The following is a 26599-nucleotide window of genomic DNA, read 5'->3' on the forward strand; positions in this document are numbered from 1 at the left end:
GCGCCGACCGGGCCGGCGAGGGAGACCAGCTTCCGCACCGTGTTCCAACTGCGCATCGTCATGTTCGCGCCGAGCTTGTGGGCGCGGATCGCCTTGCCGAGGGGGGAGTTCTGGGGCCCGTCAGCGAACCACAGGTAACACGTACCGCCGCGGACCATGATGCGATCCGCGCCGAGCTTCGTGGCGTCGATCGATTCCAGGCGTTCCTGCGGTGGGGCGGGATCACAGAATCCCACGTGGAAATAGCTCGGCGCGCGCTCCGCCTCCTCGGGCATGGGATTGCGCTCGATGACCGACTCGACCTGAGCGCGACTACGCACCATGACGGCGATCGACAGACCGAACGAGTCGCTGATCGCCTTCTGGATCCGGTGCGCCACTGCGGCCGAGTCCGCGTCCGGCGTCGTAACCACGGCGTTCCCGCTGTTGAGCAAGGTCCGCACCTCCGTGTAGCCGAGGTCGATCAACAGTGCCGTGAACTCGGCCATCACGATCCGGTTGTGCCTACCGACATTGATGCCCCGCAGCAGGACGATGTGCCTGGCCATAACCCCCCTCGGCTGGTCAGATGATAGCCAGGCTGCGGCGCTCCAACAGCACCACGTCGCGCCACCGGCCGTGCTGACGGCCGACTCGCTCCCGGGTGCCGACGACCCGGAAACCCATTCCGGTGTGCAGGGCCAGGCTGGCGACGTTCTCCGGGAAGACGCCGGACTGGATGGTCCAGATCCCGGCCGCCTCGGTGGCGGCAATCAGCGTGGTGAGCAGTAGCCGGGCGATACCGCGCCCCTGTCGCGCCGGGTCGACGTAGACGGAATGTTCCACCACTCCGGCATACACGCGGCGGGTGGAGACCGCCGAGACGGCGATCCAGCCGAGGACCGTGCCGCTGTCGTCAACTGCGACGTAGCGGTGCTCGGGCAGCCGGCCGGCATCAAATTCCGTCCAGGCCGGGGCCGTGGTTTCGAAGCTGGCGTCGCCGGAGTCGAGGCCCGCCTGGTAGATCGCCAGGATGGCCTCCGCGTCATCGCGGCGCATGGGCCGGACAGCGGTATCGTCCATCAGCACACTCCTCGGTTTGGTCCGCCCGAAGGCCCGGATCACGCCTCGAATTACGGATCGTCCCAGCTGACCCACTTGCAGGCTGATTCGAAAAGTGTCAAACTAGACGGATGCCGAAGCAAGCGACACCACTCCCCCACACCGTCCTCGGCGGCGACACTCCCTGCTGCCCACCCCTGGCGCAGCAGCGCCTTCCCGCGGACGTCGCCACCGCACTCGCTCCGGCGTTCAAGGCACTCGGGGATCCGGTGCGGCTACAGCTTATGTCGATGATCGCTTCGGCGGAGAACGGCGAGGCGTGCGTGTGCGACCTGACCCCCGCGTTCGATCTGAGCGGGCCGACGATCTCGCACCACCTCCGGACCCTGCGCGAAGCGGGGCTCGTGGACGCCGAACGGCGGGGCACCTGGGTGTACTACCGGGCCCGGAAGGCCGTCCTCAGCCAGCTCGCGGCGCTACTCGCCAACACCGGGCAGTCTCCCCAGTAGCTGCCGGCCCAGGCCACTCAGCCGAGGCTGGTGCGATAAGTCGCGAAGGTCCACACCTGCCCCTGCGGGTCACGACAGGTGAACTCGTAGGAATCGTGCGGCTTCACCTCCGGTTCAAGCAGGATCTCCGCACCGGCGGCCACCGCCCTGCGGTGCAGCTCGTTCACCTCCGTGTCAGTCTCCCGACGGACGAAGGTGCCGGCCGAAGCGGCACCGAGCGTCGACGGCTCGCCGATCCGCAGGGCCGAATTGGCGCCGTTAATCATGATCAGCGCCTGGTGGCCGACCTGGAGCTCGGCATGGTAGACGTTGCCCTGCCCGTCGTCGAAGACGGCCAACTCGGTAAAACCGAACGTGTTGATCAGCCACTCGATGGCCTTCGCCGGATCCTCGTAGGCGAGGTAGGGAGCAATTGTCGGAGCGACGGAACCATCGACCATGAGACTTTCCTCCGATTGGTCCTCAATAGTAATTAGGTTGATCATCTGCGGGGTGAGCCGGTACGACATCGAGCCCCTGATCGCCGACCAACGCCTCGACAGCGGCCTGCTCAGCCCCGATTCCCGCCCAATGCGGGTCAACATCACTGGCTAGACACCAGCGGCGATCCGCGGGCCAGACAAACGCCGGCGGTGCGATGTTGCCCCCACTCCCAAGCTCGGCTGCCCAGACATCGATATCGTCGAGGGAACCGCGAAACAGGGCGTAAGCACGGTGGGGCAACTCAAGCAGTGGGCCGTGCCGCGCCGGCGGCGGCAACGGGGCGTCCGAGTATCCATCCCACAGACAGAAATAGCACTCCTGCGGAGTGGACGTGAACGCCCCGAGGAGACGTAGGGCGCGCCGGGTCTGCTCAAGTTCCGACGGGTGGCCATCCGGAACAGCAACACCCGCCTCCGACTCGCCCGGGCCCACGGGGTCCCGGATGAAGCGAAGCCGGGCGTATGCCGGAAAGCCGGCCGGGCCGAATGTGATCAATTGCCCCGGGGAGGCACCCGAGTGCGTGAACCAGTCACCGGCGCTGGTCTCCGGGCAGTAGCTGAGTCGTCGCACGACCACCCCTCCCCGCAAACTTCCACCCGGAACGAAGGTCTAGCAGGAACCCGGCCCGTTGGGAAGCCCACCCGCTGTCGCCGCCCAGGAGACCGCTATAACCGTACGGTGACTTCCCGCCCCACCCTGGTCGTCGTGAGCGGACCTCCCGGCTCGGGGAAGACCGCCCTCGCGCACACACTTGCCCGCACGATCGGCGCTCCGGCGATCTGCCGGGACGAGATCAAGGAAGGAATGGTGCACGCGTCGACGTCCACCTCCGGCCTGTTTACGGCTGGAGCGGCCGACGAGTTGGCTTTGCGGACCCTACCGACGTTCTTCGGCGTGTTGGAGTTGCTGCTTCGCGCCGGGGTGACGACCGTTGCGGAGGCCGCGTTCCAGGACCGGCTCTGGCGGCCGGGCCTGCAACCGTTGGGGGAGGTTGCGGAGCTTCGGGTCGTGCACTGCGTTGTTGACGCGAACACGGCGTGGACCCGGATTCAACGGCGATGGGAGTCGAATCCGCTCCGCCGCGCCCACGCCGACCTGCAGAACCCCACTGACCACCCGCTTCGGCACGCGAGTTTTGATCGGGTCGCGCTGGACGCCCCACTCCTGGAGGTCGACACCACGGACGGCTACCAACCGTCCCTCCCGGAGATCGTCTCGTTTGTGGACAAAACGAGGTAGGTCGACGGGGACAGCAGAAATAGGGACCGCAGCACGTGCGCGCCGTGAGCAGGTCAGACGCGGAAGGGCGGCGCACTCCGGCGTGTTGCCGGAGCGCGCCGCCCGGGGGGCTTCAGGTGGGTTCGGCGAAACTGTCCTGACCAGGTTGTCCAAGGGGCCGGGGGAAAGGGCTTCGGCCGGGTTGGTCGCGGCACTCCGGTGGTCAGCCCGCCGGTCGCAGGTCTGGCCGGTACGGCCCGGTGGTAGTTGGGCTAGGCATGGTGGATGCTCCTCAGCGGCTGGTGGCGGTGATGTCGCCGTGAGCGGTGGTGGCGTGGATCTTGAGGCTGGCGGCAGCGCCGTCGGTGTTGCGCAGCGCGTTGTGGACTCGGCCTGAGTTGGTGCCGGCGTCAAGGGTCGCGGATGAGTCGCGGGCGGCTGCGACGGTGATGTCGCCCCGGTCGGTGCGCAGCGTGACGGTGCCGTCGGTGGCCTCGGCGATCCGAAGGTCACCCTTGTGGGTGCTGATCTGCGCCGAGCCGTTCAGCCGCCCAACCGTGATGTCACCGCTGGCGAGGGTCAGCCGGGCGGTCGCGGTCTCGTCGACCTTGATCGAGCCGGCCGCGCCCTCGAAGGTGACGTCGCCGAGGCGGCCGACGCCGCGGAGGTCGGCGCTGGCCGTCTTGCCCTCGATGTCCGACCCGGCCGGTAGCTGGACGGTCACCTCCACCGAGCCGGACGAACCGCGGAGCGGGTTGCTGGGCTTCGCGGCCTCGATGCGCAGCACGCCGTCGACGTAGCTGACCTGGACCCGTTCGGCCGCCGTCACGTCGCGGTTCTTGGCGGCGTCCGTGGGCCGAACCTCGACCGTGGTGTCGGCCCGGTCGGCGGCGATGATCTGAATGCGTCCGGCGGGGATCGCGAACGTCGCCGAGACGGGGGTGGGGGTGTCGAACTTCGGCATGACCAGCTCCTTAAGCGCTTGTTTCTGACACCAGAAACGCTACGTTGCCTTTACGGATGTAGCAACAAGAAAGTTGCAACAGTAGGAAATAACCACAGGTCAGAGCCATGAAAAGATTGCAATGAGGGCTGGAGGCAACGCAACACCCGAGCGATCATCGTTGCAATGAGTGTGGAGTGAACGCTATCGTGGCGGCATCGACGACGAAGGGGGCCACGATGCCGGGGGGCAGGCTCACGCAGCAGGACCGCCAGCAGATCGCCGCCGGTTTGGCCGACGGCCTCACCTACGCGGAGATCGCCCGGCGTCTCGACCGGCCGACCTCGACCATCACCCGGGAGGTCATGCGTAACGGCGGCGCGACGGCCTACCGAGGCGACCTCGCCCACCACGCCACCGAGCGTCGCGCGCGCCGACGCCGGACGGCCGCACCGATTCGCCCGGGCACACCGCCGGCAGCGCACGGGCGCGACACCGAGGCGGTACGGGAGTACGAGGAGACCTTCGCCGGCGTGTTCATAGCGTCCGGGCTGCCGACGATGACCGCGCGGACGCTGGCCTGCCTCTTCACCACCGATGCCGGCAGCCTCACCGCCGCCGAGATCGCCGGACGGCTGCAGGTCAGCCCAGCTTCGGTCTCCAAGGCAATCGCGTTCCTGGAGAGCCAGGGGCTGGTCCGGCGGGAGCGCGACGAGCGGCGGCGGGAACGCTACGTGGTCGACAACGACGTGATGTACGAGTCCACGATGGCCAGCGCGAGGGCCACCGCCCACCTGGGCCAGATCGCCCGGCAGGGGGCGAGCATCCTGGGCCCGGGCAGCCCGGCCGCCGTCCGGCTGGAGAACATCGCCCGCTTCGTCGACTTCGTCTCGGAGAGCATCACCCGCGCCGCCGAACAGGCACGCGAGATCTTGCACACCAAGATCGAGGCCGCTCCGTCGGAAGAGACGCGCTGAGCCACCCGCACGGCTACACCCACGCCAGGAACCGGCGATACAGGAGGCCCGAATCCGCGCCAGCGCGGTCACCGCAGCGCCCCGATCACGATGGCGGCGACGACGATCACCACGATCAGGATCGCCACCGCCTTCTGCCTGGTCGTCGGTGGCAGGGTGGGCACCGTTGGGGCGGCTCGCCGTACTCGATCACCATCGGGCAACGGCGGCGCCCCGTGCGGATCATGGTTGGCCCGCACCTCGGCAGCTTGTTGTCGTCGGCCATCACAGCCTCCGTAGCCCCGCCAGCACGGCCGCAAGCACGTCGTCGACCAGACGCACACAGCCGACACCAGCGCAGCCGACACCTCTGCCGGCGAGTAGCCGCTGCTCCGAATTGACTCTGGTCACGACCGCGAGCTGATCGCCACTGATCGAGTCAGGCGGCGCGGTTCGGCGGGCGCGCTGCGGCAGTCGGTCGAGGAATTGACTCGCTCCTGGCGGAGTTCCTCACCCGTCAACCTGGGCGGCGCGGCGTGCTGCTCGACGTGCCCGCCACCGCGGATCGGGCACTGGCCAACCTGGAGAAGGCGGGCGTCGCCGACTAGGCGGAGAGGTCGTCGCGGGCGGCTTCTTCGCGGAGCGGCCTGTCGGCGGAACGTTGTACGTGTTGTGCCATGTGCTGCACGACTGGAGTGACGACCAGGCGGTGGCGATCCTGCGGGCGGGCCGACGTGCACTGGCGGGCGGGGCCGAACTGGCAGTGCTCGACCTCACCGCACCCGCACCCGCACCCGGTGAGACCGGACGCGCGGCTCGGGCTGCGGCTTCGATGGATCTCTACATGATGTCGCTGTTCGGTGGGTCTGGCGGAAGGGAGCGGACTGTCGAGCACGTGGAGCGGGGTTGATAAGTAAATGCACGTTCATTTACCCTCGGTAGGGACTGCGACGCACCCCATGGAGTAGACCGAACGTGACCGAACTGAACCAGAAGCCAGAGGCGACAAGCCAGCCACCTTTCGCTGCCATCGCAACGTTGTGCCTGGTCCAGATGCTGCTGATCCTCGATATGACGGTGCTCGGCGTCGCAGTGCCCGTCATCCAGGTGGACCTGAAGATAGACGCTGCGGACACGCAGTGGGTGGCCAGCGCCTACATGCTGACATTCGGCAGTCTGCTCGCCCTGTCCGGGCGACTCGGCGACCTGTTCGGACCGCGGCGGTTGCTGCTGGTCGGCCTCGGGGTGTTCGTGGCCGCGTCGGTGTGGTGCGGCTTTGCGACGAGCGGTACCGAGTTGTTCGCGGCCAGGGCTGTTCAGGGCGTGGGCGCGGCGATGGTCTCCCCCACCGCCCTGGCCCTGCTCAACCTCGTCAGCACCACCGGCTCCGGGCGCAACCGGGCGGTCGCGTGGTGGAGCTTCACCGGTCTCGCGGGGGCGGCGCTCGGCCAGGTCGTGGGCGGACTCGTGACCGATGCATTCGGGTGGCGCTGGATCTTCTTACTCAACCTGCCGATCGGGCTCGTGGCCGGACTCGCCGTGGCATCGCTTTTGCCGCGCACCCGGCCGGAGCAGCGGGTGTCGCCGGACGTGCTCGGTGCGCTCACGCTCACCGGCTGGCTCGGGATGCTCGTGTTCACGCTGACGAGGGTCGAGCACGGGTCAAGCGCCCTGGTGATGACGATGAGCGCGGCCGCGACGGTGGTGTTGCTGGCAGCCTTCGTGGCCGTGGAGCGCAGGCACAGCGACCCGCTCGTGCCGTTGGCGGTATTCGCCGAACCTGGGGTTCGGGCGGGCAACGTGATCAACCTGCTGTCCACCGCCGCCAACCTCGGCGTCATGTTCTACGTGACCTTCTACATGATGCGTGTGCTCGGCTACTCAGCCACGGACGCCGGCCTGGCCTACCTGCCGATCACGCTGGTGATGGCGGTGATCGCGACCAGGGTGGCGTGGTTGATGGAGAAGGTGGGTACGCGAGCACTGCTTCTGATGGGCACAGCAGGTGGCGCGGCCGGTTCGCTGTGGTTCGTGTTCGCGCCCAGCGACGGGTCCTACCTGGCGTGGATCTTCCCACCCCTGCTGCTGATCGGCGTCGGCGCGGCGTTCATCGAGGCTCCCGCGATCATCGTGGCGACGCGCGGGCTGCCGGAACGAAAGCAGGGCCTCGCGGCCGGCCTGATCAATACCTCCGAACAGGTGGGCCCGGTGCTGGGTCTCACGGTGGCGGTCACCATGGCAGCGGCGATCGTTCCGGTGACCGCCGACGACACACCCGTGCGGCTGCTCGACCACTACCATGTCGCCTTCGTCGCCGCGGTGCTCATGTACGTGCTGGCAGGCCTTGCCACGTTCCTCGTACCGCGGCGCAGCTACATCGGATCGGCTCAAGGTGGCCGAAGCGGCGGTGACGTTGCGCGGCAAGGACCTCGGGGCCCACGTGAACCCGGTGCTCGCCGAGGAGGAGATCCAGGCCCATCTGTCGGCATCGTTGCCCAGGCAGTTCGTGCCGTGGTTTCTCGTGTTCCTCGACCACTTGCCACACGCAGTCAACGGCAAGATCGATCGCAACGAGCTGCCCGCCCACGTCACCGCGGCGAGCCGGAGCAGCACTCCGCCGCGCACCGAGGGAGGTCAGATGATCACGCGACGCGGCGTTAGTAAACGCCAATTCACTTATCGGGTACTATCCGTGCCATGAGCCCGCGACCGATGTCCGTCACCAACGAGCAGATCTTCGTCAGCGCGTCCCGCACGCTGGCCCGCATCGGCCCGCTCCGCGTCACGCTCAACGACGTGGCATCCGACCTCGGAATCTCGGCGGCCACGCTGGTCAAGCGGTTCGGGTCCAAGCACAACCTGCTGGTCGCGATCAACGAGTACGAGGCGTCCAAGGTCGACGAGTTCTTCACCGAGATCGTCGCCAAGTACGAGTCGCCGCTCGAAGCCCTCTACGCATTCATCGCGGCGCTCAGCAGCGACGTGGACAGCCCCGCGGAGATGGCCAACCACGTGGCGTTCCTGCACCTAGACCTCAGCGACGACGCACTGCACTACCACGCCGTGAGGTTCGCCCAATCGATGCGCACGGGCATCGCATCGCTGCTGAAGCGGGCCGTTGAGCAGGGTGAGCTCGTTGAGTGCGATGTGGACGGTCTTGCCAGGGCGGTGCAGACGACGTACAACGGCGCACTGATCATGTGGGCGATCCTCGGTGACGGCGAGCTCTCGGAGTGGGTGCGGCGCGATGTCGCGTTCCTGCTCAACCCTTTCTTGGTAGCGAAGTGAACAGAGCGAACGACGTGCGGCGTCACGACGACCACGGCTGGATCGAAGTCACCGGTGCCCGGACCCACAACCTGCGCGACATCAGCGTGCGAATCCCGCGCGGAAAGTTGGTGGCGTTCACCGGCGTCAGCGGCAGCGGGAAGACCTCGCTGGCGGTCGACACAGTGCACGCCGAGGCACAACTGCGCTACCTCGAGGGCATCTCGCCGTTCGTGCGGCGCTACCTCGGCCAGCGCGACCGGCCCGAGGTCGACCGCATCACCGGCCTCGGCGCGACGCTCGCGGTGGACCAGCGCCGACTCAACAACAATCCTCGTTCCACCATGGCCACCGTCACCGGCATGGAGGCGTACCTGGGCCTGATCTACTCACGCCTGCCCGCGCTCCGCACCGGCGCCGAGCTCGCGACGACCAGCTTCGACAGGTTCAGCCCCGAGGGAGCCTGCCCGGGGTGCCACGGAGCGGGCGGTACCGTGCGCGCCGACGCGGAGCGGATCATCGACAATCCTGAACTTCCCCTGTTCTCAGGGGGTTCGCATTGGTTCGCGAAGTGGCGCTCCGGCGAGCACTCGTTCATTCCCGCCCTCGCCGAGTTGCACCGCGTGGATCTGTCCGTGCCTTGGCGCGACCTGCCAGCGACTTTCCAGCACGCGGTCCTGCACGGCACCGGTGAGCAGGCCATCGACGCCAGCGTCACCATTCCGAGCCGGGCCACCGGCACCGAGTGGACCTACAGCAGCAGCCAGCCGATGCGCGGCGCCCTCGCCGAGGTGGAGCGCGTGTTCGCCAACGCGGGCAGCGAAACGAGCAAGCAGCGCTACCAGCGGTACATGCGCATGACGCCCTGCCAGGAATGCGCTGGCAGTGGGTTCGGCGAGGCGGCCCGCACCGTCACCGTCGGCGGTCGCACCTATCCGGAACTGATCACACTCACCGGCACCGACCTCATCGACTGGGTGCACCAGGCCGAAGCCGAACTCGGCGACCAGGATCGCGCGGTCGGCCTCCCGCTGCTGCGCGAACTGGGCGCCCGCCTGACCGTCCTGCACCGCACCGGCCTGTCCCACCTGCAACTGAGCCGCGAGGCCTCGACCCTCTCCGGCGGCGAGCTGCAACGCTCACGCCTCGCAGCCCAGCTCAGCACTCCGCTTGAAGGCATCACGTTCGTCCTGGACGAACCCACCTCCGGCCTGCACCCCGCAGACAAGGCAGATGTCCTCGACATGCTGAAGGCGCTGCGGGACAACGGCAATAGCGTGCTGCTCGTCGAACACGACCCGGAGATCGTCAAGGCCTGCGACTGGGTCGTCGACATCGGACCGGGAGCCGGCCGCGACGGTGGTCACCTCCTCATCTCCGCACCACCGGCCGAAGCGGCCCACCACGAGACCTCACCGACCGCGGCCTACCTCTCCGGCCGCAAACAACGCGTCGAACGCAAGACCCGAGACGCCGATCCAGCCCGTTGGCTCACCGTCCGCGACATCAGCAACCACAACGTCGACGTCGCGGAAGTACGGGTGCCCCAGGGCAGACTCACCTGCCTGACAGGCCCGAGCGGCAGCGGCAAGAGCAGCCTGCTGCACGCGTTCGCCTCCGCCGTCGAAGCCGACGACACAGCACCCGTCGCCTGGGTGGCCGTCGTCGACCAGGACCCCATCGGCCGCACCCCGAGGTCGAACCCCGCCACCTACAGCAAGGCCTTCGACGCGATCCGCACCTTGTTCGCCTCCACAGACCACGCCCGCAAAGCCGAGCTGAATGCTTCCACATTCTCCTTCAACACCGCCGGTGGCCGCTGCGTGGACTGCTCCGGCCACGGCCGCAAACTCGTCGACATGCACTTCCTGCCAGACGTCTGGGTCACCTGCACCACCTGCGCGGGCCGCCGCTTCACCCAGCAGGTCCTGGACGTCGAGTACCAAGGCCTCTCCATCGACGCGGTACTCGACCTGACCGTCGACGAAGCCGCGGAGTTCTTCACCGACCCCGACTCCCTGGTCGCCACACTCCACGCCCTGCGCCAGGTGGACCTCGGCTACGTCACCCTCGGCCAGAGCGCGACCGACCTCTCCGGCGGCGAAGCACAGCGCCTCAAACTAGCTACCACGATCCAACGAGGCAACCGGGGCCACAAACGCGGCCTGGTCGTCCTGGACGAGCCGGTGACGGGCCTACACCCCGCCGATGTCCAGCGCCTCGTCGAAGCCCTCGACGTCCTCATCGACGCCGGCAACACCGTGGTTGTGGCGGAGCACGACCTCCACCTCGCTGCACGCGCCGATTGGATCATCGACCTGGGCCCGGGAGCCGGCCCTGCCGGTGGCCGAGTGGTCGCCACCGGCACACCAGCAGACCTGGTCACTGCCGACACCAAGACAGCACACTACCTCCAGCACGTCCTGAGCTGAGCAGCCACGATGACCGCGACACTCCTGCCGCCGTGGGGTCGGGCCTGGTGACCGAGGTGACCATGGGCCGGGTCGGGCTGGTGCTGGGGGTGGAGATGTCCCGGCTGGCCCGCACCGGCCGCGACTGGCACCAGTTGATCGAATTGTGCTCGCTGTCCGGTGCACTGCTGGCCGACCCCGATGGCGTCTACGACCCCTAAAAATGATCAAGGAAGCGGCGGATCAATGGACCTAACTTCGGTCCGGCGGCATGGCGCCGGTTCGTCACCTACACCAAACAGCACTGACCAGCAGCCAAAGAGAAGGCCCGGTCTCCCCTGGGGAAACCGGGCCTTCTGCCGCATTACCTGTTCTGAGCTGCTGATCGTCGGCTGCAGCGGTTCACCGGATGGCGTCCGGTGACCCGCCGCAGTCGGTTGGATCAGTAGACGTTGACCCCGTAGACGTTCAGGGCTTCAACGACCGGCTGGAAGAAGGTCGTGCCACCGAAGAAGCAGTTGCCGCTACCGCCGGAGGTGAGGCCCAGCGCGGTCGAGCCGCTGAACAACGAGCCGCCGCTGTCGCCCCGCTCCGCGCAGACGTTGGTGCGGATCAGGCCACGAACCGTGCCCTCGGCGTAGTTCACGGTGGCGTTGAGGCCGGTGACCGAGCCGCTGTGCAGACCGGTGGTCCGGCCGGAACGCTGCACGGACTGGCCGACGAAGGCGTTACCGGCGGAGGTGATGTCCTGGTAGTTGCCGTTGTAGAGGTAGACGTAGCCCGGCTCGTAGCCGCTGAGGCTCACGATGCCGTAGTCGTTGCCGGGGAAGCTGGACCCGGCGGTGGAGCCGAGGTAGTTGGTCTGCGAGCTGTTGGAGTACCAGTTCGAGATGACGTCGGTGCAGTGCCCGGCGGTCAGGAAGTAGTAGTTGTTGCCGCTGCGGACGTTGAAGCCGAGCGAGCACACACCGCCGCCGCCGTAGATCGCCTCGCCTCCGGTGATCTGGGTGCTGTAGACACCCGCCTCCTGCTCGATGCGCACCGCGCCGCCGCTGCGGGCCACCACGTCCTCGACCTGCGCCAGCTTGGCACCGGTCACCGTGCTGTCGACGGAGACGACGACCTGGTTGGTCGCGGGGTCCGTCCACCAGGCGGTGCCGGGGATGTTGGCTGAGCGTTCCAGCTCCGCGGTGGCACGCTGCAGCTCGGCGGCACCACGCTCGACGATCTTCGGGGTGGCGCCGGCGGTGCTGACCTGCCGGGCGGCAGCAGCGTCGGTCACCGCGACGACGACGGTGCCGTCGGCCTCGGCGTAGACGCCAGCGGCCCGGTCGCCAAGCTGCTCGGCCAGGTTGGCGGCGGTTTCCGGAGACGCGTCGGGGGCTGCCGCCTGCGCCGGGCTGCCGACGAGTACTCCGACGACCAGGGTCCCGGCCGCGGCCACCGCAGCGGCACGACGTAACGTAAATCTCGTGGGTCGCATGTGACACCTCCGTTGGGGGTTGGGAGGAAGGGCCCGCGCCGATGGCGGCGGGGCCGGTGGAACACACCCGGGCCGAACGGGGGAAACGGCCAGGGTGTAACGAAGTATTCACATGTTTCGATTGTTTGGCAAGGCGCACGGGGCTTGACTTGCTCGACCTAAAGCTCCTTTTTGTCCGATTGCTAGCTGACGTGTGGCCAAAATCACCACGATGCACACCGTTGCACCGACACCCGCTTGTGGCCTGAAAACGGAACTCCACCCCAGTGTGGGTAATAGGTGACAAGAGAGCAGTCACCACCTGGTCGCCCAATGCTGGAGCCGTACTAAGTTGGAGGTCGGTCCACCGATTCGCCACCGAAACCCGGTCGACCGCGCTGGTCCCGCGACGGGAGGGAAGTAAGTGGGCAGCACTGCGGAGCACCAGACGCCGACGCCAGAGCCGGAGTCCCTCACCGACCTACTCGGCGGGCGACGTGGCGCGATCGACGCCACCGTGCCGCCGGTGGCGTTCGCGGCCGGCTGGCTCCTCGGCGGCGAGTCGCTGCAGATCGGGGTCGGCGCGGCACTGGTGACCGGCGCGGCCGTGGCGGGCTGGCGCTGGCGCCGCGGGCATCGACCCAGGTCCGTGCTGGTGGGTCTGCTCGCCGTCTGCGTCGGCGCGCTGGTCGCGCTCCGGACCGGACGGGCCGAGGACTTCTTCCTGATACAGCTTCTCGCGAATGCGGCGAGCGCACTCGCCTGGATGGTCAGCATCGTGATCCGCTGGCCACTTCTGGGAGTGGTCGTCGGCGGTGTGTTGCGACAGCGGACCCGCTGGCGCCGGGACCCGGCGCTCCTGCGCGCCTACGGGCGCGGCAGTTGGGTCTGGACCGCCAGCTTCCTGCTGCGGGTTTCGGTCTTCCTGCCGTTGTGGCTCGGCGGCCAGGTGGTCGCGTTGAGCGTGGCCCGAGTAGCGCTGAGCTGGCCGTTGGTGGCTGCCGTCCTCGGGGTGAGTTGGGTGGTGGTGCGCCGCTCACTGCCGGCCGGTCATCCGGGGCTACGGCATCCGACACTCCCGGGCGAGGCATCGACGCAGGACGAACAGGCGCCAAAGCGCGAGTCGGCGGGCAGCCCGGGCTAGATAGAAAGGGAGAGGCCGCCACGGGGGGAGCGGCCTCTCCGGTGACGTACATTACCCCGTCGGGATCAGCTCCGCGCTCCCGGGGCACACGATTTTTGGCCAGTTTGCATATTGCGCACACTCCGGCCAATCGGGCGTACCGGAACCGGGCCGAGGCGGGGCCTCGAATCGCCCCGCCTCCGCTCGTAACCGTCCAGCAACCCTAGGGGAAATGTCCATTTACGTCGCTAAGCCGGGGACTCAGTCGTTCGGAAAGAGCCGCCCAAAGTCGGCGTACGCCATCGCGACATCGGCCTGGGCCCAGAACCGGTGGTAGCGGAACGTCGGCTCCGCGCCGCCGTCCAGATAAGCCTGGACCTTCGGCCAGTCCGGATCGTTGAGATAGAACGACCGGATCTCGACGAAGCTCCTACCCTCCTCGATCACGTCGCCGTTGGGCATCGCGCCCGTCCAGCCCGGCGGCAGGTAGAGACCCTGCCCGGTGCTGGCGTCGTAGACATCGTCGAAGCGCTCGTAGTCGCCCCGCGCCTCCACCGTCGACACACCCAGGGCGTCGCTGGCGGCGTGTAGCGCGTCCAGCAGCCCCTTGGCCGTGTTCTTCGCGGCCACGTTCCCCGACCGCGCCGCGTACGCGGTCAGGGTCCGGGCGTAGGCCGCGGCGGCACCGACGTCCTGGCCGGTGTCGGTCACCTCGACGTGCAGGTCGGTGTTCGGCTCCGGGTTGGTCGGGTTCCAGGTGTTCGGCTGGCCCGTCCAGGTGAGCTCGGCCGGGATCGACCAGTCGGCGCCCAGCGTGGTGTTGGCGATCGCCCAGGGCACCCACCGGTCCAGCAACGCCTCGGCCCGGGCATCACCGGTCTCCAGGTACAACTCGGCGATCCGGTGCATCGACCAGACCTGCATGCCGAACCACTGGTTCGACGGCGGGTCGTGGTAGACCGGCTTCTCGTCGTAGAACATGCCGTAGAAGGTCGGCGTTCCCGCGGGTGGCTGGCCGTACCGGCCGCCCCAGCTGTTGGTCGCACCACCGGCGATCGCACCCTCGGCGGACTGGAGCCAGGTATACAGCTCCAGCTGCCGCTCCAGACTCTGGGCCCAGTCGGTGGTCGCGCTCGGCGACCTCGGCTCCAGCTCCGGCACGGTGGTCAGGGCCCAGGCCGCGAAGGGGTTCTGGTAGCCGAAGTGGTTGTGGCTGGAGCCGATCCGCCACGACCAGTTCTGACCCTGCTCGTACGCGCCACCCCAGGCGTAGTACCAGGACAGGAGGTAGTGCGCGGACTCCCGGCCACTGCCGGCAGGGCAGGTGGACGCCCCGACACAGTTGCCGATCTGCTTGAAGTACTTGTCGAACATCGCGTACCGCAGGTAGTCACCCATTTTGGCGGCCTTGGCCACCGTGTCCGCCACCTCCGCGGCCCGGCCCTGCTGGGTGGCCCAGGTCAGCGCCCAGTAGGCGGCCTGCACCGCCCGCGCGTCGGCGTCCGGCGCGTTCGTGTACTTCCACTGCTTCGCCGGTGCGTTCTGCTCCTGGACGGCGATGTCCAGGAAGCCGTACTGCCCGCCGTGGGTGAAGGTCTCGCAGGACGGCTGCGGGACGGTCTCCCAGACCGACTCCTGCTGCCCGCGCTGGAACGTGTTGATGTACGCCGGCCGGGTGGTGCCGTCGCCGCACCGGCCGAAGCCGTAGGTGTTGTCCACGTCGAGCAACCAGTGCATGCCGTAGATGTCACCGGTGCCGTAGGTGGACTGGAGTTCGGCCCGCAACGGGTCCTGGCCGACCGGGACATTCGGTTGCAGCTGCGCCGGGTACTGGCTGGGCAGGTCGTACTCGGCGGCGTACTGCGCGGTGCCGGGAGCGCCCGCGGTCGGCTGATCGGCGGAGGAGGGGATGATGTAGTTCTCCAGCACCGTCCAGGCGTTGTTGAACGGCGCCCAGTCCTCGGTCACCCGGCCGTACTGCGCCTCCAACCAGAGCCAGAAGCTGAACGCCTCACTCGTGGTCTCGTGGCCGTGGTCCGGCGCCTCGACGATCAGGGTCTCGATGGAGTGGTACGGCACCCCCTCGGGGCTGAAGTACCCCGAATTCTTGATCTTGCCGTACTGGGTGAGGAACCGTGCGATGTACTCGTTGTCGCCGCCGGGAACGTCGTTGTCAATCTCCGTCGCGGTAATCGTCAGGGTGGCGAGGCCGGCGGCGGACGCGGTGATCGTCGCACTCCCCCCGGCGGTGTCGGCGTCCTCGGCCGCCGACACGGTCACGTCGACACCGGTGTTCCAGTTCCCGGTGGTCAGCGTCAGCGAGGTGGGGGCGACGGTGAGGTCGGAGTCACCGGTACGGCCGAGGCTCACCGGGACGTTCGCGGCCGGCGCCGCACTCAACGTCAGGGTCACGGTGGCGCTGCCGCCCTCCGGTACGCCCACCGTGGCAGGAGTGGCGACCAGTTGCGGACCGGTGGCGGGCGCGACGGTGAAGGACTGCTCCGCGATCGCGCTGAGCCCGGTGTCGTCGTACGCCCGGGCCTGCACGGTGTAGGAGCCGGCCGGCAGCCCCGGCAGGGTGTACCCGTACGGCGCGGTGGTGTCGGTGTTGACCAGCAGACCGTTGCGGTAGAACTCGACCTTGCTGATGCTCCCGTCCGGGTCGCTGGCGGTGGCCGTCAGCGGCACGTCGGCCGGCGCCTCGAAGGGCCCCGCCGGCACGTTCAGCGTCACCGTCGGCGGCTGCTGCGCACCGCCGCAGGGAACGCCGTTGACGGAGAACGAGGTCGGGTCGGCGTTGGTACCGCTGTACGCGGCGTTGAAGCCGATCTGCGCGGTGCCGCCGGTGCCGAGACCGCCGTTCCACGACTCGTTGGTGGCGGTGACGTCGCTGCCGCTCTGGCTCCACCGCGCCGACCAGCCGTGGGTGATGGTCTGGTTGCCGGCGAAGGCAAACCGCAGGGTCCAGCCCGTGATCGGGTCGCCGAGATTGGTGAGGGTGATGTTCGCGGTGAAGCCGCTGCCCCAGTCGTTGGTGGTGTAGCTGACGTCGCACGTCGGCGCGGCCGACGCGGCCGGCGCGGGTAGGGCCGCCCCGCCGGCTACCACCAGTACCGCCGCGGTGACTATCGCCCAGCCGCGGCGTCGGTTCATGGGTCTCATGCGCGGTGCCTCCTCGGGCCAGGCCGGAGCCGAGACTCCGGCGGGGCGCCTGGCCGTTCTTCCTGCGGCGGGCGAGGCACCCGGGGTGAAGGACCTCCGGCCAAGGCCGGGGCCGGTGACGTGGCGTGGACGGGCACCCGTCCACCTCGGGTGCCGCACCGGACGTCCCCGGCTGCCCTCGGCCCCGCGCTCCCGCGACGGCGGCTCACCCATCAGCTTGCCACGCCTGGAAACGCTCCCACAAGGAGAGATTGAATCAATGCAGTTGGATGTTTCAATTTTGTTACGACGCTTTCACAAAGCAGTTACGAGACGTTACAGTCGCACCAGAACATTGGGAGCGCTTCCACCTCGCCTCCCACTTCCATAGTGGAAGGAGGTGAATCCACAAGCCACTCGCGTGACCCGGCTCCCAGGTGACACGCACGGGCCAGACGCCACCGTCCGACCCGGCGTGTCCAGCACCGATGGGGGCGGGGGCTGCCCTCCCCCGCCCCCATCTCGCACCCCGGCGACAGTGCGACCGGGGCGCACCGCCCCCCGCCCTGCCTAGAATCCCCGCACCTCCGGGCTCCCGCCGGGAGGACCGAAGGCGTACTCTGTCCTTGGGAGCGCTCCCGGTCCGATTCAGAACTAGCAGAGGAGACTCCCCCGATGTCTACCCTCCCCCACCCCGCGCAGCCCGACAGCTCGGAGTCCCGGCCGGCGGGCACGCTGCGCTTCCCACCGAACTTTGGCTGGGGAGCCGCCACCTCCGCCTACCAGATCGAGGGCGCGGCCAAGGAGGACGGCCGGGGCGAGTCGATCTGGGACACCTTCAGCCACACCCCGGGACGAATCCGGAACGGCGACACCGGTGACATCGCCGCCAACCACTACCACCGCTACGACGCGGACCTCGACCTCATGGCCGAGCTGGGCCTGCGCAGCTACCGGTTCTCCATCGCCTGGCCCCGCATCCAGCCCGATGGCACCGGTGCGCCCAACCAGCGCGGGCTGGACTTCTACCGGCGGCTGCTCGACGGACTACACGACCGCGGCATCCAGCCGGTGGCGACGTTGTTCCACTGGGACCTCCCCCAGGCCCTCCAGGACCGGGGCGGCTGGGAATCCCGGGAAGTCGCCTACCGCTTCGCCGACTACGCCGAACACGTCTTCCAGGCCCTCGGAGACCGGGTGCCGACCTGGCTCACCATCAACGAACCGAAGACCGTGGTGCAGAACGGCTACCTCTCCGGCCATCACGCCCCCGGTCACCAGGACCAGCAGGCCGCATATCTGGTCGCGCACCACCTGCAGCTCGCGCACGGACTCGCCGTCCGGGCGTACCGGGCCGTCGATGGCATCGGGCGCATCGGCCCGGCGTTCAACCTGCACCCGTGCTACCCGGCCGACTCCTCCCCCGACGCGACCGAGGCGGCGTGGCGCTACGACGGCTACGAGAACCGGCTCTACCTCGACTCGACGCTCACCGGCCAATACCCCCAGGACGTGCTCGACGACCTCGGCCCGGGCCACCGGATGATCCGCGGCATCCACGACGGCGACCTCGGCATCATCTGCGCTCCCGTGGACCTACTGGCCGTGCAGTACTACACCCCGTACTACGTCACGGCCGCCGGCACCACCGTGCGACGCTGGCCCACCTCCGAGGCGTCCTGGCAGCAGATCTACCCCGAAGGCATGTACGACATCCTCACCCGGATCACCCGGGACTACGGCCCGATCCCGCTGACCGTGACCGAGAACGGCCTACCCACCCCCGACACCCTCGGCGCTGACGGGACGGTTGACGACGGCCGGCGGATCCAGTTCCTCCACGATCACCTGGCCGCCGCACACCGCGCCATCGCCGCCGGCGTACCACTGGAGAGCTTCCACGTCTGGTCCCTGCTGGACAACTTCGAGTGGGCCGAGGGCTACGACCAGCGCTGGGGGCTGGTCTACGTGGACTACCCCACCCAACGCCGAGTGCCCAAGCGCAGCGCACACTGGTACCGCGAGGTGATCGCGGCGGGCGGGTTCTGACCGCGAAGCGCAACCCACACCCCACACGGGAGCGGTGCAACAGCGACGGTGGCGCGGAAGTCCGGTGGCGCGGAGGTCAGGAAGGAGCGGTCAACTCGCCGGTCCGGTCCAGATCGGCAACCCCGGCCGCGTCGCCGATCCGGCCGAGTGCCACCAGCGCCGCGCCGGCCGCGCCGATCTCCGGGTTCCGCTGGTGCCAGACCGGCCGGGGAGCGAGGGCCACGGCGAAGGCCCGACGCCACCACTCGGACGCCGCCATCGCTCCGCCGCCCAGGACCACCTCGACCGGCCGCGGGCCCAGCTCCGACTCCAGGGCGGCCAGGTCCACCGCGACCAGCTCACACAGACCCCGCATCAGGCCAGCCAGGATCTCCACGGCAGTGGTGCCGAAGCCGAGCCCGGCCAACACCCCGGAACCCGCCGGAGCCAGCCCGGGCGGCCGGTCGCCCCCGAAACGGACGTTCACCGCCGGCCCACCGCCGACGACCGGCACCCGGGCCAGGGCCGCGCTCAGCGCGGCCCCGGCGGGGAGCCGCAGCTCCCGGTTGGCCCAGGCGAAGAGGTTGCCGCCCGCGGAGTACGCGTTCCCGGTCACGATGTGCCGCTGATCAACCCGATACCGCCAGAGGCTCGGTGCCAGCCGGGGCAACGGCTCCCCCGGTGCGACTGCCCGCACCACCCGGACCGCCGCCGAGGTGCCCACCGTCACCGCCGCCCGTCCCGGATCAACGCAGCCCGAGCCGATATTCGAGGCGGCCCCGTCCCCGATCGGGGCCGTCCACCGCGCCCCGGCCAACGACGGCCAGCGGCGCGCGTACTCCGCGCGCAGCCGACCATGCCAGTCCACCGGCGCCAACTCCGGCAACTCCCCCGGGCCGGTGCCGGCCAGCGCACACGCCTCCGGGTCCCAGTCCATCGTGCCGAGGTCGAGCAGGCCGGTGCCGGAGGCCTGCGACACCGACATCGGGACCGGGTCCAGCAGCACGCCGAGGGCGTACTCGGCCAGCCCGGCGAAGCGGGTGGCGGGACCACCGGCTCTTGCCCGCAGCCAGGGCAGCCGGACCGACCAGTAACAGCGATGCCACCAGGTGCCGGTGCGCTGGTGGAAAGCCTCCGGGTCACGCGGGCCGGGTTGCCCGGGCGGCGGCACCGGTCGGGTGTCCAGCCAGGTGAGCGCCGGGCCGATCGGATTGCCGTCGGCGTCGAGCGCGACCACCGAGTGCCACTGCGCGGACGTAGCCACCAGGTTGACACCGTCCAGGTGCCCGCCGGCGGCCAACTCGTCCAGGCACTGCCCCAGGCAGGCCAGGTAGCTCTGCGCGTCCAGCGTGCCGGCGCCGTCCCCGCCGATGACAGGGCTCACCCGCCGCCGGGCCAACGCCCCGGGCAGCAGCCGGACGGCCTCGTCGAGCACCATGCCCCGTACCGATGAGGTGCCCAGGTCCAACGCGAGTGTGGTCATCGTCGGTCACGCTATCCGGCCCGGGCGGGGTGAGGCTCCCGCTTCCGCGCTGTCGTCATCGTCGGTCACGCTTTCTCCGCCCGGCGCGGTGGAGCTCTCGCTACCGCCCTCGGCGACGACCGCGTAGGGTGGTGCACATGCTCGCGCACCTGCACCGCTGGTGGCCCGCCGACCCGGCGGCCACTCTTCGCGCGTAGCTTCACGCGGCCGCCCGTCGAGGCGGCCGTCGGTCTCGGACCGGCACCGGACCGCCCATCGGGTGGCACCGGACCGAGGAGACCCGATGACCCACCTTCCCCCGCTACTCGCCGCCGTCGCAGCCGGCACCGACCCCGGCCCGTTCGCGCTCGTCCGCCGCGAAGGCGCCGACCACCTCGACCTCTACACCGGGTCGGTACGGGTGGTGGAACGACTCGCCGACATCCCGCTGCCGACCGGAGCAGCGGGGCCCGCCACCCTCGCGCTGGTGCCCTACCGGCAGGTGATCGAACGGGGCTTCGACTGCGTTGACGACGGCGCCCCGCTGGAGTGCCTGGTGATCGACCGGCACGAGGAGATTGACCTCCCGGCGGCGCTGGCGGCACTGCCGGACGGCGCGGTGGTCACCCAGAACGCGGGCTTCGACAGCTCCGACGAGGAGTACGCGGCCACCGTTGACCGGGTGCTGGCCGACGAGATCGGCCAGGGAGCAGGTGCCAACTTCGTCATCCACCGCACCCTGCACGCCACCGTGCAGGGTGCGCCGCTGCGGGCGGCGCTGGCGGCGCTGCGCTCGCTGTTGCTGCGCGAACGCGGCGCCTACTGGACGTTCGTCGTGCACACCGGCACCCGGACGCTGGTGGGGGCGAGCCCGGAGCGGCACGTCAGCGTGACCGACGGGCTGGTCCTGATGAACCCGATCAGCGGCACCTTCCGCCACACCGGCGCCGCTGCCGACCGGGCTGACCTGCTGCGCTTCCTCGCCGACCCGAAGGAGACCGAGGAGCTGTACATGGTCCTCGACGAGGAGCTGAAGATGATGGCCTCGGTCGCCGAGCGGGGAGGCCAGGTGGTCGGCCCGTACCTGAAGGAGATGTCCCACCTCGCCCACACCGAGTACCTGCTGGCGGGGCGGGGCTCCAAGGACGTCCGCGACGTGCTGCGGGAGACGATGTTCGCCCCCACGGTGACCGGCAGCCCGATGGAGAACGCGTGCCGGGTCATCGCGCGGCACGAGCGCACCGGGCGCGGCTACTACGCGGGGGTGCTGGCGCTGCTCGGTCGGGACGAGAGCGGCCGGCAGACCCTCGACGCCCCGATCCTGATCCGTACCGCCGAGCTCTCCCCCACCGGTGAGCTGCGGGTGTCGGTCGGGGCGACCCTGGTCCGGCACTCGGTCGCCGCCGGCGAGGTCGCGGAGACCCACGCCAAGGCCGCCGGGGTGCTCGCCGCGCTGGGCCTCGGCCCGCAGGCGCCCGCGGCAGCCGCGGGGGCGGTGCCCCGGCTCGCCGACGACCCGGAGGTACGCGCGGCATTGGCCGCCCGCAACGCGCCGCTGGCCCGGTTCTGGCTGGATCAGCGGCCGGCGGACGCCCCCGGCCGTCCCGGGCTCACCGGCCGCCGGGCGTTGATCGTGGACGGGGAGGACACCTTCACCGGCATGCTTGCCCATCAGCTACGGGCACTCGGCCTCAGCGTTACCGTGCGGCCGTGGGACGCGCCCGGCCCGCGGGACGGATACGACCTGGTGGTGGTCGGACCGGGGCCCGGCGACCCGGCAGCGCTGACCCAGCCGAAGATGGCGGCGCTACGCCGGCTGCTCACCGAACTCCTCGCCACCGGCCAGCCGACCCTCGCGGTCTGCCTCGGCCACCAGCTGCTCTGCGGGCTACTCGGGCTGCCCCTGCACCGCCGGGACGCCCCGTACCAGGGGCTGCAGCGGGAGGTGGAGATCTTCGGCGTCCAGCGGCGGGTCGGCTTCTACTCGACCTTCACCGCCCGAGCGGACACCGATCGCCTGCCCACCCCGTACGGCCCGGTGGAGGTGGCCCGGGACGACACGAGCGGTGCGGTACACGCGCTGCGCGGCGCCAGCGTGGCCGGGGTGCAGTTCCACCCCGAGTCGGTGCTCAGCCCGGACGGCGTGGATGTTCTCGCCGACCTGTTGGACGACCTGCTGCCCGCGGCGGGCCGTGTTGGTCGACCCGGCGGCGTCCGGATCTGCCGATGAGCGGGTGCCGCTGACGATGTGGGAGTGCTTGCCGGCGCGGGTGACGGTAGGGTCGTGCCCGTGCTCGAGTCACAGCGCGAACCTGTGCCGTTCAACGACGACAGCGAAACGGATACGGCACTGGCGTTTCTGTCCTTCAGCCGGTCCTGCGTCCTGAAAAAGCTGGAAGGGCTGGACGAGGAGAAGTTGCGACGCCGCTTGGTGGTGTCCGATACGACGTTGCTCGGGCTGGTCCAGCACCTGACCGGCGCCGAGCGGTACTGGTTCGGATACACAGTGGCCGGCGACCCCCGGTACGCCGAAGCCAACATGGACATGGTTGTCGCGGATGATCAGCCTGCCGAACAGGTCATTGCCGACTACCGCGCCGCGGTGGCCGACAGCGACGTGCACATCCGCGCGGCTGGTGACCTCGACGTCCGTACGGCCCAGTCCGTGAACGAGGAGCCCCGTACGCTTCGCTGGGTAATGGCTCACATGACCAGCGAAACCACCCGGCACGCCGGGCACGCCGACGTCCTTCGCGAACTCATCGACGGCGCCACCGGCCGTTGATCGTGTGGCGGCTACCAGCTGCCACAACCGCTGGTCAGCCGGAACGGCTAGCCCCGAGGCGCACCCCGCCTTCAGCGAGTCAGTCCGCCTCGAACCTCACCTGATCGGCGGCGGAGCGGTCAGGACGGGCGCGGCTGCACCAGTTCGGCGCTCTGCACGTAGCGCATCGCGTCGGCGTACTCGGGCTGCTGAGCACGCCGATTCATCTCCTCGAGGTCCAGCTCCTCCATCCGTTCCTGGATCCACCACACGTTGCCGAGGGGGTCCCGGACCCGCCCGATCCGGTCCCCGAACGCGAGGTAGGTGATGTCCGTGACGGGAGTGGCGCCGGCGTGCAGCGCCCGGGCGAAAGCCGCGTCCGCATCGGCAACGTAGAGCCGCAGAAAGGCGGGGGTTTCGGGCCAGTGCGGCCGGGCGTCGAACATGAGCAGGACGGAGCCCTCGACGCGTACCTCGGCGTGCGAGACGCTGCCGTCCTCGTTGTGCAGCCGCGCCAGCTCCTGGCCGTCGAACGCCCCGACGAGGAAGTCGATGAGGCGGGCGGTGTCGCTTGAGATAAGCCAGGGCATGACGGCGTGGTAGCCCTCGGGCACGGGCCGGATAACGGTCTTCTCGATCATCGGATCTCCCCTCCGGTGCGGCACGAGAGGACCTTAACCTGAATCCGTCAATGAGTGATCGGCGTCGTCTTTGGCCCGAATGCGTTGATCTTGCTGGTTTGGGGGTGGGGATGTTCTGCTGGCGTCTGGATTCAGAGTGCTCGGGTGCTGTCGGCGGGGCAGCCGCGGAGTCACCCTTGGCCACCCGGGCAGCGGCGTAGCCCGGTCGGGCGGGTCAGGGGATCCGGACCAGCAGCAGCGCGGCCACGGCGCTACCGGCCGCGACTACCAGGAGAACTCGCATGATGCCGGCAGCGAGGTCGCCCTGCTCGATCAGCGTGCCGACCGTCGCGATCGCGATGCCCGAGCCGGCGGAGAGGATCGAGAGCGTGGTCCCGGATGCCTCGCCGGCCCGCTCGGCCGGGACCATGGCCTGCGTGCCCAGGTTGGTCAGGGTGAGCCCGGTCCGGTAGCCGAACCCGGCGATGGCCAGACCGATCAGGTACGGCACGATCTCACCGCCGAAGGCCACCACGACCAGGCCGACCGCGCCGACCAGGGTGGCCGCGGCGATCAACCGACGCACCGCGACCCGTTGGCTGAGCCGACCCGCGAACGGACCGGCGAGGCCACCGCTGATCGAGGCGGCGAGGACCGCCAGGCCCGCGACGAACGGCGAGTAGCCCTGGACCTGTTGTAGATGGATCGTGGTGGCGAAGATCGTGACCACGAAGGCGATGTTGGCGACCAGCCCCATCAGGGTCACGGCCACGAACCTGACGTCGTGGAAGAGATCCAGCCGGACCAGTGGACTTTTGGCGGCCCGTTCCCGGAGCACGAACGCGGCCAGCAGCACCAGCCCACCGACGGCGAGGGCGGTGGCCACCACCGGTCGCCAGGCGTTCATCCGGTCTGCCGCGACGGTGACCGCGAGGATCCCGAGCACCACCACGACCAGACCAGCCAGGTCAATCGCCCGCGACACCGTGGGGTCCCGCGACTCCGGCAGCCAGGCGACGCTGGCGACGATGGCGACAACGCAGAGCGGCACGTTAACCAGGAGCACGCTGCGCCAGCTGAGCCACTCGGTGACCCCGCCGCCGAGCAGCGGCCCCAGCGCCAGCGCCACCGCCCCGATGCCGTAGGCGTTGCCGATCGCCCGCTTCGCCCGCTTCCCCGGGTATGCCTCGGTGATCACCGCGAAGGCGAGGGGGAACACGATGCCCGATCCCATCCCCTGCACGGCCCGGAAAGCGATCACGATCGCCGGGTCGGAGCCCAGACCGGCACCGAGCGAAGCGGCCCCGAAGATCATCAGGCCGACCAGCAGCATGCGGCGGCGCCCGAGGATGTCGCCGAGCTTGCCACCGGGGAGGAGGAACGCCGCCTGGGCCAGGATGTAGCCGCTGACCACCCAGTGCAGATCGGTGGTGGTCGTCCCCAACTCCGCCGCCATGGTCGGCAGGGCGAGATTCAACGCGTAGAAGTCCAGCTGCACGAGGAAGATGCAGGCAGCGGCCGCGATCATGGTCAGCTCGCGCCGCGGCCGGTCCGCCTCCCCCGCCGATGCGTCACCCTGGCTGCGGGACCAGGGCAGACGCGGACGGAACGACACACCGAACCGTACCATTTATACGAAATGTCTTCCTTGTTCCGCGGCGGCGCACCTCACCTGCAGCTAGCGCGACACGGCCACCCCTAGACATAAATAGTTAACAGTCTTAATAATAGGACGGTGTGACGACGTAGCTACCGGCAGCTGCCTGTCCAGGCGTGGAGGCTCCCATGAAGCGTCCCAGTTCCCTGATCCTGGTCACCGTCCTGACCGTCGCGCTCGGCGCGGCCTGGCTGGCGAAACCGGCGTACGCCGCCGGCCCCACCGCTTCCTTCGCCAAGGTCTCCGACTGGGGCACCGGGTGGGAGGGCAGATACACGATCACCAACGGCGGCAGCAGCAGCGTGACCGGCTGGAGCGTCGCCTTCGACCTGCCCGCCGGCACGACGGTCGGCACCTACTGGGAAGCGCTGCTGCACTCCGCCGGCCAGCGGTACACCTTCAGCAACCGGTCCTGGAACGGCACCATCGCGCCGGGCGCTTCGGTCTCCTTCGGCTTCATCGGCAGCGGACCCGGCTCGCCGACCAACTGCCAGCTCAACGGCGCGGAGTGCGGCGGTGCACCGCCGCCCACCACGCCACCACCACCAACGACCGCGCCGCCCACCACCAGCCCACCGACCAGCCCGCCGCCCACCACCACTCCCCCGGATGACGACCTGCCCGCGCACATCCTCACCGGCTACTGGCACAACTTCGACAACCCGGCGGTCGAGCTGCGCCTGCGGGAGGTCCCCGCCGAGTACGACGTGGTCGCCGTCGCCTTCGCCGAGGCGACCGCCACCCCCGGCGAGGTGACCTTCGCCGTTGATCCGGGCCTCTCCGCCGCCCTTGGCGGCTACACCGACGCGGACTTCTCGGCCGACGTACAGACCTCAGGAGCCAGGGCAGGAAGGTCATCATCTCGGTCGGCGGCGAGACCGGACGGGTTACCGTCAACGACGCGGCCTCCGCGGTCGCCTTCGCCGACTCCGTGTACGCCCTCATCCAGCAGTACGGCTTCGACGGGGTGGACATCGATCTGGAGAACGGCCTCAATCCCACCTACATGGCGCAGGCCCTCCGGTCCCTGCGGGCCCAAGTCGGGGCTGGGTTGATCATCGCGATGGCGCCCCAAACCATCGACATGCAGAACCCAGCCAGCAGCTACTTCAAACTGGCGCTCGACATCCAGGACATCCTGACGGTGGTAAATACCCAGTTCTACAACTCCGGCGCAATGCTCGGCTGCGACCAGCGGTTCGCCTACAGCCAGGGAACGGTGAACTTCATCGTCGCGTTGGCCTGCATCCAGTTGGAGGCGGGGCTGCGGCCGGACCAGGTCGGGCTGGGCCTGCCCGCCGGCCCGGGCGCGGCCGGTGGGGGGATCGTCGCACCCAGTGTGGTCAACGCCGCGTTGGATTGCCTGACCAGGGGTACGAGTTGCGGCAGCTTCCAGCCGCCCCGCACCTACCCGGGGCTGCGGGGCGCGATGACCTGGTCGGTGAACTGGGACGTGACCAACGGCGACAGCTTCGCGCAGACGGTTGGCCCGCACCTGGACACCCTGCCCTGAC

Annotated in this window: 19 protein-coding genes and 5 pseudogenes; 13 read left to right on the forward strand and 11 right to left on the reverse strand. The window is 69.3% G+C overall.

Features of this window, described 5'->3' with window-relative positions; all coding sequences use genetic code 11:
• Positions 1–8: 8 nt before the first annotated feature.
• A pseudogene (locus SALPAC2_RS25985) lies at positions 9–548 on the reverse strand (DUF1697 domain-containing protein); the annotation flags it as partial.
• A 16-nt stretch (positions 549–564) separates the two neighbouring features.
• Positions 565–1062 (reverse strand): GNAT family N-acetyltransferase, encoded by a 498-nt coding sequence (locus tag SALPAC2_RS0107880; protein WP_018216111.1) that lies wholly within the window; start codon positions 1060–1062, stop codon positions 565–567.
• 110 nt (positions 1063–1172) lie between these two features.
• On the opposite strand from SALPAC2_RS0107880, the gene SALPAC2_RS0107885 reads away from it, so the two are divergent.
• Positions 1173–1550 (forward strand): ArsR/SmtB family transcription factor, encoded by a 378-nt coding sequence (locus tag SALPAC2_RS0107885; protein ID WP_018216112.1) that lies wholly within the window; start codon positions 1173–1175, stop codon positions 1548–1550.
• Positions 1551–1567: 17 nt separating this feature from the next.
• Here the strand turns inward: SALPAC2_RS0107885 and SALPAC2_RS0107890 are convergent, their stop codons facing one another.
• On the reverse strand, positions 1568–1990 hold the full coding sequence (locus tag SALPAC2_RS0107890) for a VOC family protein (RefSeq protein ID WP_018216113.1): 423 nt from the start codon (positions 1988–1990) through the stop codon (positions 1568–1570).
• A 559-nt stretch (positions 1991–2549) separates the two neighbouring features.
• Here SALPAC2_RS0107890 and SALPAC2_RS0107900 point away from each other — a divergent pair.
• Positions 2550–3272 carry an AAA family ATPase gene (locus SALPAC2_RS0107900; protein WP_397540880.1) on the forward strand — a complete coding sequence of 241 codons (723 nt, stop codon included), beginning with the start codon at positions 2550–2552 and terminating at the stop codon, positions 3270–3272.
• 271 nt (positions 3273–3543) lie between these two features.
• On the opposite strand, the gene SALPAC2_RS0107905 is transcribed toward SALPAC2_RS0107900, so the two are convergent.
• Positions 3544–4215 carry a DUF4097 family beta strand repeat-containing protein gene (locus SALPAC2_RS0107905; protein ID WP_018216116.1) on the reverse strand — a complete coding sequence of 224 codons (672 nt, stop codon included), beginning with the start codon at positions 4213–4215 and terminating at the stop codon, positions 3544–3546.
• Positions 4216–4433: 218 nt separating this feature from the next.
• On the opposite strand from SALPAC2_RS0107905, the gene SALPAC2_RS0107910 reads away from it, so the two are divergent.
• A complete protein-coding gene (locus SALPAC2_RS0107910) occupies positions 4434–5171 on the forward strand; it encodes a helix-turn-helix domain-containing protein (protein ID WP_018216117.1) in 738 nt (245 codons plus the stop codon).
• A gap of 68 nt (positions 5172–5239) precedes the next feature.
• Here SALPAC2_RS0107910 and SALPAC2_RS26890 read toward each other — a convergent pair.
• Together SALPAC2_RS26890 and SALPAC2_RS28180 are read right to left on the reverse strand one after the other, a co-directional pair.
• A pseudogene (locus SALPAC2_RS26890) lies at positions 5240–5436 on the reverse strand (hypothetical protein).
• The gene (locus tag SALPAC2_RS28180; protein WP_080636896.1) at positions 5436–5624 is read right to left on the reverse strand and encodes a hypothetical protein; all 189 of its coding nucleotides are present in this window, start codon (positions 5622–5624) and stop codon (positions 5436–5438) included. The pseudogene SALPAC2_RS26890 and the gene SALPAC2_RS28180 overlap by 1 nt, the downstream one beginning before the upstream one ends.
• A gap of 151 nt (positions 5625–5775) precedes the next feature.
• Here SALPAC2_RS28180 and SALPAC2_RS0107920 point away from each other — a divergent pair.
• From SALPAC2_RS0107920 to SALPAC2_RS27275, 5 genes and pseudogenes are all read left to right on the forward strand, one after another.
• A pseudogene (locus SALPAC2_RS0107920) lies at positions 5776–6060 on the forward strand (methyltransferase); the annotation flags it as partial.
• Between the two features lie 65 nt (positions 6061–6125).
• Positions 6126–7538 (forward strand): annotated as a pseudogene (locus SALPAC2_RS0107925) (MFS transporter); the annotation flags it as partial.
• A gap of 324 nt (positions 7539–7862) precedes the next feature.
• Positions 7863–8438 (forward strand): TetR/AcrR family transcriptional regulator, encoded by a 576-nt coding sequence (locus SALPAC2_RS0107930; protein WP_018216121.1) that lies wholly within the window; start codon positions 7863–7865, stop codon positions 8436–8438.
• Complete coding sequence (locus SALPAC2_RS0107935) at positions 8435–10849, forward strand: excinuclease ABC subunit UvrA (RefSeq protein WP_018216122.1); 2415 nt, start codon at positions 8435–8437, stop codon at positions 10847–10849. Before SALPAC2_RS0107930 ends, SALPAC2_RS0107935 begins: the two co-directional genes overlap by 4 nt.
• A 47-nt stretch (positions 10850–10896) precedes the next feature.
• Positions 10897–11049 carry a recombinase family protein gene (locus tag SALPAC2_RS27275; RefSeq protein ID WP_162561263.1) on the forward strand — a complete coding sequence of 51 codons (153 nt, stop codon included), beginning with the start codon at positions 10897–10899 and terminating at the stop codon, positions 11047–11049.
• A 221-nt stretch (positions 11050–11270) separates the two neighbouring features.
• Here the strand turns inward: SALPAC2_RS27275 and SALPAC2_RS0107945 are convergent, their stop codons facing one another.
• Positions 11271–12311 (reverse strand): S1 family peptidase, encoded by a 1041-nt coding sequence (locus tag SALPAC2_RS0107945; protein WP_026184522.1) that lies wholly within the window; start codon positions 12309–12311, stop codon positions 11271–11273.
• Between the two features lie 403 nt (positions 12312–12714).
• Between SALPAC2_RS0107945 and SALPAC2_RS0107950 the strand changes: the two genes are divergently transcribed.
• Positions 12715–13434, forward strand: a complete 720-nt coding sequence (locus SALPAC2_RS0107950; protein WP_018216125.1) for a DUF3159 domain-containing protein — start codon at positions 12715–12717, stop codon at positions 13432–13434.
• A 240-nt stretch (positions 13435–13674) separates the two neighbouring features.
• On the opposite strand, the gene SALPAC2_RS0107955 is transcribed toward SALPAC2_RS0107950, so the two are convergent.
• Positions 13675–16566 carry a glycoside hydrolase family 48 protein gene (locus SALPAC2_RS0107955; RefSeq protein WP_018216126.1) on the reverse strand — a complete coding sequence of 964 codons (2892 nt, stop codon included), beginning with the start codon at positions 16564–16566 and terminating at the stop codon, positions 13675–13677.
• Between the two features lie 663 nt (positions 16567–17229).
• Here SALPAC2_RS0107955 and SALPAC2_RS0107960 point away from each other — a divergent pair.
• Entirely contained in the window at positions 17230–18603 is a 1374-nt protein-coding gene (locus tag SALPAC2_RS0107960; protein ID WP_018216127.1) for a GH1 family beta-glucosidase, read from the forward strand.
• Positions 18604–18679: 76 nt separating this feature from the next.
• Here the strand turns inward: SALPAC2_RS0107960 and SALPAC2_RS0107965 are convergent, their stop codons facing one another.
• Positions 18680–20065 carry an FGGY family carbohydrate kinase gene (locus SALPAC2_RS0107965; protein WP_018216128.1) on the reverse strand — a complete coding sequence of 462 codons (1386 nt, stop codon included), beginning with the start codon at positions 20063–20065 and terminating at the stop codon, positions 18680–18682.
• 283 nt (positions 20066–20348) lie between these two features.
• Here SALPAC2_RS0107965 and SALPAC2_RS0107970 point away from each other — a divergent pair, with 283 nt between their 5' ends.
• A complete protein-coding gene (locus SALPAC2_RS0107970; RefSeq protein ID WP_018216129.1) occupies positions 20349–22274 on the forward strand; it encodes a chorismate-binding protein in 1926 nt (641 codons plus the stop codon).
• Positions 22275–22334: 60 nt separating this feature from the next.
• Complete coding sequence (locus SALPAC2_RS0107975) at positions 22335–22829, forward strand: DinB family protein (RefSeq protein WP_026184523.1); 495 nt, start codon at positions 22335–22337, stop codon at positions 22827–22829.
• A gap of 119 nt (positions 22830–22948) precedes the next feature.
• Here the strand turns inward: SALPAC2_RS0107975 and SALPAC2_RS0107980 are convergent, their stop codons facing one another.
• The gene (locus SALPAC2_RS0107980) at positions 22949–23449 is read right to left on the reverse strand and encodes a VOC family protein (RefSeq protein WP_018216131.1); all 501 of its coding nucleotides are present in this window, start codon (positions 23447–23449) and stop codon (positions 22949–22951) included.
• A 214-nt stretch (positions 23450–23663) separates the two neighbouring features.
• Entirely contained in the window at positions 23664–25058 is a 1395-nt protein-coding gene (locus SALPAC2_RS0107985) for an MFS transporter (RefSeq protein ID WP_018216132.1), read from the reverse strand.
• Between the two features lie 155 nt (positions 25059–25213).
• On the opposite strand from SALPAC2_RS0107985, the pseudogene SALPAC2_RS24650 reads away from it, so the two are divergent.
• Positions 25214–26598, forward strand: a pseudogene (locus SALPAC2_RS24650) (chitinase).
• Position 26599 lies beyond the last annotated feature (1 nt).

This window comes from Salinispora vitiensis, from assembly GCF_000378825.1.
Lineage (GTDB): Bacteria > Actinomycetota > Actinomycetes > Mycobacteriales > Micromonosporaceae > Micromonospora > Micromonospora vitiensis.